13 protein-coding genes are annotated in these 14,641 nt (G+C 60.0%); 11 read left to right on the top strand and 2 right to left on the bottom strand.

All coding sequences use genetic code 11. The annotated features are described in order from the left end of the window. Nucleotides 1–616 (bottom strand): thiamine pyrophosphate-binding protein (locus WCA53_RS17610; RefSeq protein WP_423913197.1); only part of this gene is annotated, 616 nt, incomplete at its 3' end. 189 nt (nucleotides 617–805) lie between these two features. Between WCA53_RS17610 and WCA53_RS17605 the strand changes: the two genes are divergently transcribed. The 9 genes from WCA53_RS17605 (at nucleotide 806) to WCA53_RS17565 (ending at nucleotide 8,524) form a co-directional block, all read left to right on the top strand. Next, entirely contained in the window at nucleotides 806–1,711 is a 906-nt protein-coding gene (locus WCA53_RS17605) for a LysR family transcriptional regulator (protein WP_423913202.1), read from the top strand. Between the two features lie 560 nt (nucleotides 1,712–2,271). Continuing rightward, complete coding sequence (gene paaA, locus WCA53_RS17600) at nucleotides 2,272–3,270, top strand: 1,2-phenylacetyl-CoA epoxidase subunit PaaA (protein WP_423913195.1); 999 nt, start codon at nucleotides 2,272–2,274, stop codon at nucleotides 3,268–3,270. 12 nt (nucleotides 3,271–3,282) lie between these two features. Then, nucleotides 3,283–3,567 (top strand): 1,2-phenylacetyl-CoA epoxidase subunit PaaB, encoded by a 285-nt coding sequence (gene paaB, locus WCA53_RS17595; RefSeq protein ID WP_423913192.1) that lies wholly within the window; start codon nucleotides 3,283–3,285, stop codon nucleotides 3,565–3,567. A gap of 25 nt (nucleotides 3,568–3,592) precedes the next feature. After that, nucleotides 3,593–4,393, top strand: a complete 801-nt coding sequence (gene paaC, locus WCA53_RS17590; protein ID WP_423913190.1) for a 1,2-phenylacetyl-CoA epoxidase subunit PaaC — start codon at nucleotides 3,593–3,595, stop codon at nucleotides 4,391–4,393. A 5-nt stretch (nucleotides 4,394–4,398) separates the two neighbouring features. Next, the gene (gene paaD / locus WCA53_RS17585) at nucleotides 4,399–4,956 is read left to right on the top strand and encodes a 1,2-phenylacetyl-CoA epoxidase subunit PaaD (protein WP_423913187.1); all 558 of its coding nucleotides are present in this window, start codon (nucleotides 4,399–4,401) and stop codon (nucleotides 4,954–4,956) included. An 8-nt stretch (nucleotides 4,957–4,964) separates the two neighbouring features. Next, nucleotides 4,965–6,053: a 1,2-phenylacetyl-CoA epoxidase subunit PaaE gene (gene paaE / locus WCA53_RS17580; protein WP_423913182.1), complete on the top strand. Its 1,089-nt coding sequence runs from the start codon at nucleotides 4,965–4,967 to the stop codon at nucleotides 6,051–6,053. Nucleotides 6,054–6,190: 137 nt separating this feature from the next. Beyond that, on the top strand, nucleotides 6,191–6,994 hold the full coding sequence (locus tag WCA53_RS17575) for a DUF1835 domain-containing protein (protein ID WP_423913178.1): 804 nt from the start codon (nucleotides 6,191–6,193) through the stop codon (nucleotides 6,992–6,994). 36 nt (nucleotides 6,995–7,030) lie between these two features. Then, entirely contained in the window at nucleotides 7,031–7,636 is a 606-nt protein-coding gene (locus WCA53_RS17570) for a TetR/AcrR family transcriptional regulator (protein ID WP_423913174.1), read from the top strand. Between the two features lie 219 nt (nucleotides 7,637–7,855). Then, nucleotides 7,856–8,524 (top strand): GNAT family N-acetyltransferase, encoded by a 669-nt coding sequence (locus WCA53_RS17565; protein ID WP_423913171.1) that lies wholly within the window; start codon nucleotides 7,856–7,858, stop codon nucleotides 8,522–8,524. Nucleotides 8,525–8,668: 144 nt separating this feature from the next. On the opposite strand, the gene WCA53_RS17560 is transcribed toward WCA53_RS17565, so the two are convergent. Beyond that, nucleotides 8,669–9,172, bottom strand: a complete 504-nt coding sequence (locus WCA53_RS17560; protein ID WP_423913168.1) for an Lrp/AsnC family transcriptional regulator — start codon at nucleotides 9,170–9,172, stop codon at nucleotides 8,669–8,671. 129 nt (nucleotides 9,173–9,301) lie between these two features. On the opposite strand from WCA53_RS17560, the gene hppD reads away from it, so the two are divergent. Together hppD and WCA53_RS17550 are read left to right on the top strand one after the other, a co-directional pair. Beyond that, nucleotides 9,302–10,405 carry a 4-hydroxyphenylpyruvate dioxygenase gene (gene hppD, locus WCA53_RS17555; protein ID WP_423913166.1) on the top strand — a complete coding sequence of 368 codons (1,104 nt, stop codon included), beginning with the start codon at nucleotides 9,302–9,304 and terminating at the stop codon, nucleotides 10,403–10,405. Between the two features lie 560 nt (nucleotides 10,406–10,965). Then, a complete protein-coding gene (locus WCA53_RS17550; RefSeq protein ID WP_423913163.1) occupies nucleotides 10,966–14,565 on the top strand; it encodes an indolepyruvate ferredoxin oxidoreductase family protein in 3,600 nt (1,199 codons plus the stop codon). The last annotated feature ends 76 nt before the right edge of the window (nucleotides 14,566–14,641 follow it).

The following is a 14,641-nucleotide window of genomic DNA, read 5'->3' as shown; positions in this document are numbered from 1 at the left end:
GCGCCGCGCCGAGACGTTCGAGCGCCGCCGGATCCGGCCGCACGGCCGTGCTGACCTCAGTCACCGCGACGTATTCGGCCGGCTGATCCCAGTCGTCCACGGGAATCGATACGAACACCGGTCCGCGCGGTTCCTGCATCGCAATCCTGTATGCGCGCGCCAGCGCGAGCGGCACGTCCTGCGCGCGTGCGGGTTCGATGCTCCATTTCACATACGGCTTCGGCATTTCAGCGGCTTGCGTGGCGCACAGGAACGGGTCGTACGGCAGTATCGATCGGGCCTGCTGGCCGGCGGTGATCACGATTGGCGTGTGATTTTTAAAGGCCGTGAAGATGTTGCCCATCGCGTTGCCCACGCCCGCCGCCGAATGCAGATTTACCAGCGAAGCGCGGCCGCTCGCCTGAGCAAAACCGTCCGCCATGCCGACGACAACGGCTTCCTGCAAGCCGAGTACGTAACGGAAATCGGCGGGGAAATCGCGGAACATCGGCAGCTCAGTGGAGCCAGGGTTGGCGAACACGGATGTCATGCCGAGACGGCGCATCAAGTCGATAACCGAATCACGGACGGTCGGCGTACCGTGGGCTGCGGGTGAAACAGAGGCTCGGACTGTCATGGTGGCTGGCGTTTGATCGAAGTGCACCGAGTATGAGCCGCCCTTGTTTGACTGAAAATTACCTTTTCGGGCCAAAGTCATGCCCTTTGTGCATGGGCTTTATTGCAATAATCGTATCAATGGCTTCGCACAGAAGCGTTTTGCGCAGATCGCTCGGGTCGCACCTTTGGATCGAATTAAGGGAAGACCATTAGCTACAACCTTCAGCAACTCAGGCTCTTCACAACCATTGTTTCCTGCGGCAGTCTCGGCCGTGCCGCGAGCGCGCTGCACCTGACGCAGCCGGCGTTGAGCCGCGCACTCAAACGGCTGGAGGCGCAGGTCGGCGCGCCCCTGTTCGAGCGTCATTCGAAGGGAATGGAACTGACCGCCATTGGCGACGCGTTACTGCCTCACGCCATGCTGCTGCAGCACGCAGCCGCACAAGCACGCGAGGAAATCGATGCAATGCGCGGACTGGCAAAGGGCACGATCAAGGTCGGCGCGGTGGGAAGTATCGCGAGCCTGATCCTGCCGCTCGCGGTGAGTCAGGTGCTCGACAAGTGGCCGAACTTGCGCGTGGAGATTATGGAAGGCGTGTGGGATCGGCTAGCCGAGGGGCTGCTGACGCACGAAATCGACCTGGCGCTGAGTACCGCCGCCCCGGACACGGATGAAATCAGCGCGATTCCCGATTGTCGCTGGACCGACAACAGCTATGTGGTGGCTGCGTCCGGGCACCCGTTGCGCGACCGCGGGCCATTGCATCTCGCCGATGTAATGGAAGAACGCTGGGCCATTCCACCGCGTGGCACGGGTCCATTCGAGCATATGCGCGCGACCTTCGCCGCGCGGGGACTCGGCTTACCGAAGGTCGTTGTCGAGACGCGTTCGATAACAGTGCTCAAAAGTTTCGTCGCGCGATGCGGATTTTTGAGCTGGATGGCCGAGCCAATGTATTACGCCGAGAGCCAGGCGCGGGTTTTCGACGCGTTGAATATTCAAGATTTGGAAGCCTCGCGGACGTTGACCGCTTTTCGCCGGCGGCAGGGGATTCTGCCTGGGCCGGCGGTGAAGTTGCTTGAGGAGTTGCGGCTGCTGACGGAGGCTATTTGAGGGGGCGTTCCCGGAGGGGCGTTCCCGGAGGGGGCTTTGGGCCGTTTTGGGCGGTGCTGCTTGCGGTGAGTATGGGGCTAGAGTGGAGGGGTGCTGATCGCGGCGAGTGTGAGGATAACGTTGAGTCCTCCTGCTAGCGTGGTCGTTCTGCTTAAGTCGGATTTTCTTGTTTATTTCTGTTAGCGCCTATCCGGGGCGGGACTTCATTTCTGCAAACGCGCAAAGAAACGAAGCAAAGAAACGCGTTCAAACCGCGAATACCTCAGTGTCGTCGTTGCTCATTTCAGGTCTTTGGCCCGAACGTAGCACGGTCCCCACCCTTCAACACTCAGTTGAACACCCCCCTCTCACGCAAACGGCACGCACACGCTTCGCCTCGACGGCCCTATATTCGTGGCTAGCCGTTAACTCGCACCACCATGGCCTTTGGGCCGCTTTGCGCGCCCCGGTCCAAGCCCCTCCCGGAACGCCTTTCGTCTTATCTCAAAAATAATTATAAACCGACCGACCGGTCGGTTTATAATTGACGCACACCGACTTCCTTGAGCGAGCGCTACGTCATGTACACGCAATCCCTCGATACCCCCGGCAACGTGCAATCCATCGACCCCGCCGCGTCATCGCCGGAACAAAACCGTTTTGACGCCGTCATGGCCGCAGATGGCAAGATCGAAGCGCAAGACTGGATGCCAGACGCCTATCGCAAAACGCTAGTGCGGCAGATCTCTCAGCACGCGCATTCCGAAATCGTCGGCATGCTGCCGGAAGGCAACTGGATCTCGCGCGCGCCAAGCCTGAAGCGCAAGGCGATCCTGCTCGCGAAGGTCCAGGACGAAGGCGGACACGGCCTCTACTTATATAGCGCCGCGGAAACCATGGGCGTCTCGCGCGACCAACTCGTCAACGCCCTCCACGCCGGAAAAGCCAAATATTCGAGCATCTTCAACTACCCGACGCCCACCTGGGCGGACGTGGGCGTGATCGGCTGGCTGGTCGACGGCGCCGCGATCATGAACCAGATCCCGCTCTGCCGCTGCACATATGGCCCGTATGCCCGCGCAATGGTCCGCATCTGCAAGGAAGAGTCCTTCCATCAGCGACAAGGCTTCGACGCCCTCCTCTCCATGATGAAAGGCACCAACGCACAGAAGCAAATGGTCCAGCAAGCCGTGGACCGCTGGTGGTGGCCGGTGCTGATGATGTTCGGCCCAAGCGACAAGGATTCCATCCACAGCGGCCAATCGTTCAAATGGGGCATCAAGCGTATTTCCAACGACGACCTGCGCCAAAAATTCGTCGATGCCACCGTCGAACAAGCGGCGATCCTCGGCGTGACGCTGCCCGACCCCGACCTGAAATGGAACGAGGAACTCGGCCAGCATGAATACGGCGCGATCGACTGGGACGAATTCTGGCGCGTCGTGAACGGCGACGGACCGTGCAACAAGGAACGACTCGCCACGCGCGTGAAAGCCCACGACGACGGCGCCTGGGTTCGCGATGCCGCAATGGCGCACGCCGCCAAGCAAGCCGCCCGCGCTCAAAAGCAAGCCGCTTAAAGGAGACACGAAATGAACCAGGAATGGCCGATTTGGGAAGTGTTCGTACGCAGCAAACAGGGTCTTGACCATAAGCATTGCGGCAGTCTTCACGCGCCCGACGCGCCCGGCGCCCTGCGCATGGCGCGCGACGTGTACACGCGCCGCCAGGAAGGCGTGAGCATCTGGGTGGTGCCATCGGCGGCAATAACAGCGTCCGATCCCGCCGATAAGGCCGAGCTCTTCGAACCCGCCGGCGACAAAATCTATCGGCATCCGACGTTTTTCGTGCTGCCCGACGAAATTAACCACATGTAAGCGACGAGCCACGATGAGCCAAGCTATGACGACGCCCCAACATCTGTCCTACGTACTGCGCCTCGCCGATAACGCGCTGATCCTTGGTCAACGCAACGCCGAATGGTGCGGCCACGGCCCGGTTCTTGAGGAAGATATCGCGCTGGCCAATATGAGCCTCGATTTGATCGGACAGGCGCGCCTGCTTTATTCGCACGCCGCCACGCTCGACGCGCAATTACACGGCACGACCAAGACCGAAGACGATTACGCGTATTTCCGCGCCGAAGGGGAATTTCGCAATTACACGATGTCAGAGTTGCCGCACTCGGGGCCGTTGTCCGGGACCGCGCGCTCGGATCGCGATTACGCGGTGACCGTCGTGCGCAACTTCCTCTACTCCACTCTGATGGGCCATCTGTGGACGGCGCTGATGCAATCCACCGACGAGCACCTCGCGGCGATCGCGTCGAAGTCGATCAAGGAAACGCGCTATCACCTGCACCACGCAAGCGACTGGCTGATCCGTTTCGGCGATGGCACCGAAGAGTCGCATGGGCGGGCTCAGGCAGCGCTTGATTACCTGATGCCCTACACGCGGGAATTCTTCAGCGTGGACGACGTGGAAAGAAGCATCGCGGTTTCGGGAATCGGGCCGCTGACGGCAACGCTCGAACCGCTGTGGCATGAAGACGTGAACGCCACAATCGCCGAAGCGACCTTGAACGTTCCCGCCGATGTCCGCCACGTCAGCACCGGCAAGCTCGGCGAGCATTCCGAACACATGGGCTTCCTGCTAGCCGAGTTGCAGAGCATCGCGCGGCAACATCCCGGGGCAACGTGGTGAATCTCATGCCAACGGCCCCCGATGCCGATGCCGATGCCGATGCCGACTCCGCCATACTCGAACGCGCCTGGGCCGTGCTCGAAACCGTGCCCGATCCGGAGATTCCGGTGGTGTCCATCCGTGAACTCGGCATTCTGCGCGACGTGCGCCGAGCCGCCGACGACACACTGGAAGTCGTCATCACGCCGACCTACTCGGGCTGTCCGGCGATGTACCAGATTGCCGAAGACATCGGCGCCGCGCTGCATCATGCGGGGTTCGCGAAGCATCGAATTGATACGGTCCTGGCGCCGGCGTGGACCACCGACTGGATGACCGACGCCGCGCGGGAAAAGCTCAGGCAATACGGCATCGCGCCGCCGATGGGTAATTGCGGCTCAAATGAGCACACGCCGCGAGAACAGCCCATTCGCTTCGTGCCCCGTACCGTCGACAAACCCGCTTGCCCGCGTTGCGGGTCGTCGCACACCGAGCGCCTGGCGCAATTCGGGTCGACGGCGTGCAAGGCCTTGTATCGCTGCATCGATTGCCGCGAGCCGTTCGACTACTTCAAACCGTACTGAAAACGATCATGTCGACTCCGCAATTCCATCCACTGCGCATCCGCGACGTTCGGCCCGAAACGGCCGACGCCGTCACCGTTTCCTTCGAAGTGCCGCACGCGCTGCGCGACGCGTTCCGCTTCACGCAGGGCCAGTTCGTCACGTTGAAGACGCACATCGACGGCGAGGAAACGCGGCGCTCGTATTCCATTTGCGTCGGCGTGACCGACTACGACCGCGACGGCGAATTACGCATTGGCATCAAGCGCGTGCGCGGCGGCCGCTTCTCCAATTTCGCCTTCGATACGCTCAAACCGGGCCACGAAATAGAAGTCATGACGCCCGATGGCCGCTTTTTCACCCACTTGAACGCCGACCACGTAAAGCACTACGTCGCGTTTTCGGGCGGCTCCGGGATCACCCCCGTGCTGGCAATCATCAAGACCACGCTCGAAACCGAGCCGACGAGCCGCTTCACGCTTGTCTACGGCAACCGCAGCGTGGACGCGATCATGTTCGCGGAAGAACTCGAAGACCTGAAGAACCGCTTTATGAGCCGGTTCTCGCTGTATCACGTGATGTCGGACGATCTGCAGGACGTCGAGCTGTTCAATGGCGTGCTGAACGAGGAAAAGTGCGCGGCGTTCCTAAACTCGCTCGTGCCCGCCAGTGACATCGACGAAGCCTTTATTTGCGGGCCCGGCCCGATGATGGATGCCGCCGAAGCGGCGCTGAAGGCCGCGGGCGTGCCGGCGAAACAGGTGCACGTCGAGCGCTTTGGCACGCCGTTGCCGCAGGCGGGCGTACCCGCTATCGAGATCACCGACGACACGCCCACCGCCGACCTGGAACTGATCATCGACGGGAAAAAGCGCAAGCTTCGGTTGCCCTACATCGGCGTGAGCGTGCTCGACGTCGGGCTCAAGGCCGGCCTGGCGTTGCCCTATGCCTGCAAAGGCGGCGTGTGCTGCACGTGCCGCGCGAAAGTCCTGGAAGGCGAGGTCACGATGGAGAAGAACTACACGCTCGAACAGCACGAGATCGACGCCGGTTTCGTCCTCACGTGCCAGTGCCATCCGGTCAGCGACCGAGTGGTAGTGAGCTATGACGAACGCTGAAATGGTGTTTGGCGTTTTGCGCTGAGTCGATTCGCTTACACTAGGGGCCGCTCGTTTCGAATGCTCCGTGCCGCGCCAAGTCGCCGCGCGGACAATCGCAACGACGGCCTTTTTACGTCTTGCCGGCTATGCGACACATGAGCACCATCCACGTTACCAACGGCGACCACGCAGCCGATACCTTGCGCGAGGCACTGCTAACGGCAGGCCGCGACGAACGCGTCGTGCCACTGAAGGACGACCTCGCGGTCGGCCAGCTAAAGGGTATCGACGACAATCCGGAAGCACGGGGCGTGTTCTGGCAGCAGGTGCTGAACGAGGCCAAGTTTGATTTCATCGCGAAACTGAAGGAACAGGACGCAGTTCTGCGTGAACTCGCGCAGGAAAGCGGTCAAGTGGTGATCTGGCACGGTCAAAGCGCCGCCGACCAGCTCACTTTGCGACGCGTGGCGTATCGGTTGCGAACCGCGCCGCAGCGTCTGAACGAAGCCAGACTCGACGAAAACGACCTGTCCGCCAACGCCGACGGCACGCGCCGCGGCCGTGGCGACAACGCAACGGCAGTCGGCATGTTCCACGCCGCCGAATTGCTCGCGAAGCTGCCGAGCGCTGCGCCCATCTCCGTGCTGCGCATCGGCCGCCTCGCGCTGGAATGGCAGGAGGTGAAGCAGATCAACAGCGACACTCGCCGCTGGCGCGACAACACGTTTACGGCGGGAACGTTCTCGGATGTCGACGAAACCATCCTGCAGATCGCGAGCGATGGCTGGCAAGCCGCGCGGCGCGTTGCCGGACAGGTCATGGGCGCGAGCTTCGGCTTCATGGTCAGCGACTCAATCGCCTTCTGGCGATGCCGCGAACTCGTCGCCGCAGGAAAACTCAAGATTCGCGGCGATACCGCCAGGATGGCGGACGCCGAGATTTGCCGCGCCGCCCATTAAAATTCCAAGATAGCTTCAGCAATATTCCGAGACTCAATGGCCCGAACCCGAGCGCCCGATCACGACACACAACGCGAGCAGATTCTCGAACTCGCCGCAGCCAAGTTTGCGCAGACCAGCTACCCGAGCACATCGATGGCCGATCTGGCAGCCGCCAGCGGCACGTCCAAAGCGCGGCTGTATCACTATTACGCGAGCAAGGAAGCCATCCTCTTCGACCTGCTCGACCGCTACACCAAGCGGCTGATGCTGATCATTGCGGAGGTGGAAGGAGCAAGCCAACGACGCGGCCTCTCCGAGCGCGAAGCCTTTGCGGAGCTCGTGCGCGCCTTTCTGTCGGAATATGAGACATCGCACAGCCGGCACGTTGCGCTGCTTAACGACGTGAAATATCTCGAAGATACCCAACGCGAGATCGTGCTCGAACGGCAGCGCGGCATTGTCGCGGCGTTCGCCCGGCAACTCGTGCGCGCGTATCCGAAACGTGCGACGAAAGAGAACCAGACCGCGCTCACGATGATGGTGTTCGGGATGATCAACTGGACTTTTACGTGGCTCAAGCCGGACGGAAAGATGGGTTATCGGGAGTTTGCGGACCAGGTTGTCGAGGTGATCGAGCACGGGATGAACGGCGATAGCTGAGAATGCGGCGCTGCAACAACAATACGAATGATCGGGAATGCCGTTTGCTCACGTCTATTTAACTCATTGTTTTTAATCAATAATTTGTTTCTCAAAACCCGCTTTAGACGAAAAGCTCAACACTCTATTACGGGTTTTCCCTAGTGCGGTTTACGAGGATCGGCTAAAATTCGTTTTGCGGCGCACCACGCGTCGCTTGATGAATAAGGAGCCACCATCGTGAACACGTCTTTCAACCGCCTTGCCGCGCCGAGCCTTGCAGCCGAACGCTCGAACTCGTCTGCCGGTCGTTCGCCCGTTCTCGTCCGCGAACTTTCCTCCACGGATCGTGAGCGACTCCTCAAGCATTTCCTCGCACTCGACGAAGACGACCGCCTTCTGCGCTTCGGCCAAGTCGTGCCGGATCGCGTGATTGAAAACTACGTGGCGAACATCGACTTCCCGGGCGACACGGTTTTTGGCGTCTTCGACGATCAACTGGTCCTCGTTGGCGTTGGCCACCTGGCCTACCTTCCGTCTGAAGCCGACAAGCGCACGGCGGAGTACGGCGTATCGGTGCTGGAAAGCGCACGCGGGCGCGGTGTCGGAAGCCGTCTGTTTGAGCGCGCAGCCATCCACAGCCGAAATACGCAAGTTTCCACGCTCTACATGCATTGTTTGTCACGAAACTCCACCATGATGCACATCGCGAAGAAATCGGGCATGAAGATCGAGTATGCGTATGGCGAAGCCGACGCGTATTTGTCGCTGCCACCGGCTGACCAGCGCAGCATCATGACGGAGATGGTGCAGGAACACGCCGCAGTCATCGATTACGCGGTCAAGCGCCAGGCGCGCCGGGCATCGCAAATGTTTCAGGCGTTCATGCCTACCGCAGACGCGGCCTAAGAACGGGCTCGAATCAGCAAGCATGCGCAAAAGCACGAAAGGCGGCGAAAGCCGCCTTTTTTGCGTCTGCAGGAAACGTGGCGGGTGATCGGCTTGGTGGCGGCGTAGCGAAATGCGAAGTTGCGTGTGTCTTTGGCCAACGATTCATCGAATCGGCAGCGCTGTCGTCTCCTTGACGCGCTCAAGCGAGAAGCTGGTCTTCACGTCGATCACCGAGGGATGGTGCAGCAACTCATCCTGCATGAAGCGCGAAAAGTGCTCCATGTCCTCCACCTGGACGCGCAGCAGGTAATCCATGTCGCCGGTCATAGCGTCGCATGCCACGACTTCAGGCCACGCGCGCACAGCCTCGCGGAAGAGATCCGCGTGCGTCGGCGGATTTTTCATTCCCGCCGCGAAACTCGTCCCGCCGCGCTTCTCCAGCCGCACGTTCACGAACGCGCGCAGCCCGAGTCCGAGCAGCCGTGGCTCGAGCAGCGCGCCGTATTCGCGGATCACGCCGCCCTCTTCCATCCGGCTAATCCGCCGCAAACACGGACTCGGCGAAAGACTCACCTGGTCGGCAATGTCCTGATTCGACAGCCGGCCGTTGACCTGAAGAATCGCCAGGATTTTACGATCGATCGCATCAAGTTCCATTTCAGCCATTATCTGTCTCCTTTTCGCTATTTGACGGCATAAACATGCGCTATCGTAGACATCGACGATTTAATTCGCAAGCATTCACCGCGTGTCCGTCACTACACTTTGTCTCGTTAAATCGCTCAGGAGACAACCATGCAGCCAACGACTTGGGACAATCCCGTCGGAACCGACGGTTTCGAATTCATCGAATACACCGCGCCCGATCCGGTCGCGCTCGGCAAGCTGTTCGTGCAAATGGGATTTACCGCGATCGCGAAACACCGCGTGAAAGACGTGACGCTATATAGGCAGGGCGACATCAATTTCCTGGTGAATGCCGAGCCGGATTCGTTCGCGCAGCGTTTCGCGCGCGTGCACGGGCCGTCGATTTGCGCGATCGCTTTTCGCGTGGCCGATGCAGGAAAGGCGTACAAGCGCGCGCTGGAGTTGGGCGCCTGGGGGTTCGACAACAAGACCGGCCCGATGGAGCTGAACATTCCGGCGATCAAGGGCGTCGGCGATTCGCTGATTTATTTTGTCGACCGTTGGCGCGGCAAAAACGGCGCGCAACCGGGCAGCATCGGCGACATCAGCATTTACGACGTCGATTTCGAACCGATTCCCGGCGCCGATCAACATCCGGTCGGCCATGGCCTGACGTACATCGACCATTTGACGCACAACGTGCATCGCGGCCGGATGGTGGAATGGGCCGAATTCTACGAACGCCTGTTCAATTTCCGCGAGGCACGTTACTTCGACATAGAAGGCAAGGTAACGGCGGTCAAATCGAAAGCGATGAGCTCACCCTGCGGCAAGATTCGCATTCCGATCAACGAGGAAGGGTCGGATACATCGGGACAAATTCAGGAATATCTTGATGCGTACCACGGCGAAGGCATTCAGCACGTTGCGCTCGCCAGTGCCGACATTTGCAGCACGGTCGACGGATTGCGCGATTCGAAGATTGCATTGCTCGACACCATCGACACGTATTACGAACTGGTCGACCGGCGCGTGCCGAATCACGGCGAATCGACACCTGAACTGCGTAAGCGGAAGATTTTGATCGATGGCGTCGCCGATGAAATCCTGCTGCAGATCTTCACGGAAAACCAGATTGGTCCGATCTTCTTCGAGATCATTCAACGCAAGGGCAATCAGGGCTTCGGCGAGGGCAACTTCAAGGCGCTGTTCGAATCGATCGAACTGGACCAGATACGGCGCGGCGTTTTGAAGGACACGACGACGAGTTAATTCGGGAACGGCGCTGGCCAAGGAAAAAATGGCGGGATTGATGAGATCACCGCCATTTTTTGCATGCCGCGTTTGGGGGCGGAGCGTTAACCGGCCTTGTCAGACGCCGTGCCTTTGCTTGCGATCGCTTCAACCCGGACCTGCGAAATTCGGGGTGCGCCGGATAGGGCCGCTTCCGAGTCGGCGCAACCTCCCGCGCGCACCGGTGCATTCATGGCGAAGAACGCCGTCGAAACCATCAAAAAATTCTGAATATGGCGCTGTTTCATACATTTCCTCTTCGACTACGTGCTGCTGATTCGACTACAAAAGCGAGCGTTCAACGAACGCCAAGCGGGTGTTTGAAGGATATGGACCCGAACGGTTCCCCGAAAAGTCTCAAAATCGGGCGTTTTTACATCCCGTAACATGCGCGGGCTAAAACGCTCTTCAGCGGGTTACTACCAGTGCTGGAAGAAATTCAAATAAGTCACACTCATAATCCCGGCCGCCGCGTTCACAAGACGCGAAAGCCCTAGATGTGCTTTGGCGATCCCAAACGTTGGTGGAGAGTTACAACAATGAATGCCCCGCTAGACCCCAAACAACAGGCTTCACTAGAAGCTGCTTTAAAGTCCGTCACCCTCGACGACAAATACACGCTGGAACGCGGTCGCGCGTACATGAGCGGCATACAGGCGCTGGTTCGGCTGCCGATGCTGCAACAACAACGCGACCAGGCGGCAGGTCTCAACACCGCCGGGTTCATCTCCGGTTATCGCGGTTCCCCCCTTGGCGCGCTCGATCAACACCTGTGGAAGGCGAAGAAGCACCTCGCCGCGCAAAAGATCGTGTTCCAGCCGGGCGTGAACGAAGACCTCGCGGCAACCGCCGTCTGGGGCTCGCAGCAAGTCAATCTTTACCCGAGCGCCAAGCACGACGGCGTGTTCTCGATGTGGTACGGCAAAGGGCCGGGCGTCGATCGAACCGGCGATGTGTTCAAGCACGCAAATTCGGCGGGCTCGGCCGCGCACGGCGGCGTCCTGGTTCTAGCCGGTGACGACCACGCGGCGAAATCCTCCACGCTTGCGCACCAGTCCGAACACATTTTCAAGGCATGCGGCTTGCCGGTGCTGTTTCCGTCGAATGTGCAGGAATACCTGGACTTCGGCTTGCACGGCTGGGCCATGAGCCGCTATTCGGGGCTCTGGGTTGCGATGAAATGCGTGACTGACGTGGTGGAGTCGTCAGCTTCGGTCGATATCGATCCGCATCGCATGCAAATCGTGTTGCCTACCGATTTCGCGATGCCGGAAGGCGGATTGAATATCCGCTGGCCCGATCCGCCTTTGGTTCAGGAAGCGCGGTTGCTCGACTACAAGTGGTACGCCGCGCTCGCCTACGTGCGCGCGAACAAGCTGGACCGGATCGAGATCGAGTCGCCGCAAGCGCGCTTTGGCATCATGACGGCGGGCAAGGCTTATCTCGATGTGCGTCAGGCTTTGAGCGACCTGGGTCTCGACGATGAAACCTGCTCGCGCATCGGTATTCGCTTGTACAAGGTCGGCTGCGTGTGGCCACTCGAAGCGCAAGGCGCGCACGCATTCGCGCATGGCCTCGAAGAGATTCTGGTTGTGGAGGAAAAGCGCCAGATCCTGGAATACGCGATCAAGGAAGAGCTTTACAACTGGCCTGACGCGCAACGGCCCCGCGTGTTCGGCAAGTTCGACGAAAAGGATGGCGCGGGCGGCGAGTGGTCAGTACCGATGGGCAACTGGTTGCTGCCGGCGCATTACGAGTTGTCGCCGGCGATCATCGCGAAGGCGATTGCCAAGCGGCTCGACAAGTTCGACCTTCCCGCCGATGTCCGCGCGCGCATCGCTACGCGTATCGCGGTGATCGAAGCGAAGGAAAGAGCGCTCGCAAAGCCACGCGTGGAAGCGGAGCGCAAGCCGTGGTTCTGCTCGGGCTGTCCGCACAATACGTCGACGAACGTGCCGGAAGGATCGCGCGCAATGGCCGGCATCGGCTGTCATTACATGACCGTCTGGATGGACCGGAGCACGAGCACATTCAGCCAGATGGGCGGCGAAGGCGTCGCATGGATTGGCCAGGCGCCGTTTTCGAACGACAAACACGTGTTCGCCAATCTCGGCGATGGCACCTACTTCCACTCCGGCTTGCTGGCGATTCGGGCGGCTATCGCGTCGAAGAACAACATCACATACAAGATCCTATACAACGACGCGGTCGCGATGACCGGCGGCCAGCCCGTCGATGGCGTGCTCACCGTGCCGCAAATCACGCATCAACTGGCGGCCGAAGGGGCGTCGAAGATCGTGATCGTCACCGATGAACCCGAGAAGTACCAGGCGAACGTGGGGCTGGCGCCGGGTATCGATGTGTTCCACCGCGACAAGCTCGATGAAGTCCAGCGCCAACTCAGGGAGATCGCGGGAACATCGATCCTGATCTACGACCAGACCTGCGCGACGGAAAAACGCCGTAGAAGGAAACGCGGTGCGTATCCCGATCCGGCGAAGCGCGTGGTCATCAACGAAGCCGTCTGCGAAGGTTGCGGCGATTGCTCGGTGAAATCGAACTGTTTGTCGGTGGAACCGCTCGATACCGAGTACGGCATGAAACGCCAGATCAACCAGTCGACCTGCAACAAGGACTACTCGTGCGTGAACGGCTTCTGCCCGAGCTTCGTCACGGTTGAAGGCGGCCAGTTGAAGAAGCCTAAGGTTACGAGCGCTTCCGACGATGCAATGCCGCCCGTTCCCATGCCTGAATTGCCGTCAATCGACCGGCCTTATGGCGTTCTGGTCACCGGCGTGGGTGGAACGGGCGTGGTCACCATCGGCGCATTGCTCGGCATGGCGTCGCATCTCGAACAAAAGGGCGTAACCGTCCTCGATGTCACCGGCCTCGCGCAAAAAGGCGGCGCGGTGATGAGCCATGTGCAGATCGCGACCCGTCCCGGCGATATCCACGCCACGCGCATTGCGATGGGCGAAGCGGATCTCGTGATCGGTTGCGATGCGATTGTCACGGCCAGCGATGAATGCGGCTCGCGCATGCAGCCGGGACATACGCGCGTGGTGGTCAACAGTGCTGAAACGCCGACCGCCGATTTCATCAAGAACCCGAACTGGCGCTTTCCGGGTGCGAGCGCCCAAGCCGATATTCGAGCGGCGGCGGGCGAGCATGTCGCGCTCGTCGATGCCAATCGCTTCGCCGTTGCACTTCTTGGCGACGCCATCTACACGAACCCGTTCGTACTTGGCTTTGCATGGCAGCGCGGCTGGGTGCCGTTGCGGCATGAATCGCTGGTTCGCGCGATCGAGCTGAATGCGGTGCAGGTCGAGAAGAACCTCGCCGCGTTCGAATGGGGACGTCGTGCGGCGCATGATGTCGAGGCCGTCACGACGCTTGTGAAATCGCAAGGGCGTGGAGCCGCGTCTGGCACGGACAGCAGCAAGATTGTCGCGCTGCATACGCCGAAGGCACTCGATGCACTCATTGAAAAACGCGTCGCGTATCTCGCCGCGTATCAAGACGAGGCGTATGCGACACGTTATGGGCGGCTCGTCGCGCAGGTGCGCATCGCGGAAGCCAAGGTGGGCGGCAGTTTCGGCGAGAGCCAATACGCGCTGACTGAGGCCGTCGCGAAGAATCTGCACAAGCTGATGGCCTACAAGGACGAGTACGAAGTCGCGCGCCTTTATGCCGATCCAGCGTTTATCGAACGTTTGAAGGGCAGCTTCGAAGGCGACTGGAAAGTGAAGTTCCATCTTGCACCGCCGATGTTCTCGAAGAAGGACGCACACGGGCATCTGATCAAGAAGCAGTACGGCCCGTGGGTTTTATCCGCGATGAAAATCTTGGCGAAGATGAAGTTCCTGCGCGGCACCGCGTTCGATGTCTTCGGCAGGACTGAAGAGCGGAAGATGGAACGGGCGTTGATCGATGAGTATGAGGCGCTGGTAAAGGAGCTGATGAGCGGATTGACGATCGACAAGCTGCAGCTTGCGATCGAACTGGCGAACTTGCCGGAGTCCATGCGCGGTTACGGTCACGTGAAGGACAACAACGTGAACGCGGCGCGGGTGAAGTGGAATGCGTTGCTCGCGAAGTGGCGCTATCCGAAGGGCGGAGAGAGCCGGCAAGTGGCTTAATTAAGTTAGTTCAAACAACGCACGGCAAAACGCCCGATGAATTCATCGGGCGTTTTGTCTTCCAAGGTTGCGACAT

Origin of the sequence: Caballeronia sp., from assembly GCF_049581465.1 — a bacterium.
Classification (GTDB): domain Bacteria; phylum Pseudomonadota; class Gammaproteobacteria; order Burkholderiales; family Burkholderiaceae; genus Caballeronia.
Note: the sequence above shows the minus strand (reverse complement) of the source record. Positions and strands in the feature narration are given on the sequence as shown.